This window comes from Neisseria sp. P0021.S007 (assembly GCF_051956855.1).
The window spans coordinates 1-551 of record NZ_JBQCXA010001004.1; the positions used below are offsets into that span (position 1 = coordinate 1).

The 551-nt window shown below is 58.4% G+C and carries 1 protein-coding gene; it reads left to right on the forward strand.

Annotated features, from left to right (window positions below):
* On the forward strand, positions 1-551 hold a 551-nt coding region (locus tag ACTHUR_RS17210), incomplete at both ends, for a class II glutamine amidotransferase (RefSeq protein ID WP_440399922.1).

Sequence of the window (551 nt, forward strand, 5' to 3'; positions counted from 1 at the left end):
CCTCACTGGCAAACACCCACCCCTTCATGCGTGAAATGTGGGGCGAATACTGGCTGTTTGCACACAACGGCCATTTGATGGATTTCTACCCCGAGCAAGGCGAGTATTACCATGCCGTCGGCACCACCGATTCCGAACGCGCCTTCTGCTACATCCTCAACCGCCTGCGCAGCCGCTTCGCTACCAAACCCGATCCGGACACCCTATTCGACGCCCTCGCCGCACTGACCCACGAAATCCGCCGCTTCGGCCTGTTCAACTTCGTTATGTCCAACGGCGACAACCTGTTTGCCCACGCCAGCACACTATTGCACTACATCGTGCGCAAAGCCCCGTTCGGCAAAGCACGGCTTTTAGACGACGACGTAATGGTCGATTTTTCCGAAGTCACCACCCCGAACGACAAAGTCGCCGTCGTCGCCACATTACCGCTGACCCGAGACGAAACCTGGTCGCAATTGGCAGTGGACGAACTGGCGATGTTCCGACAGGGCGACATCGTCCGCAGCGACCGCCCCGAAAACCCCGTCTACATGAGCGCAGAAGAAGGC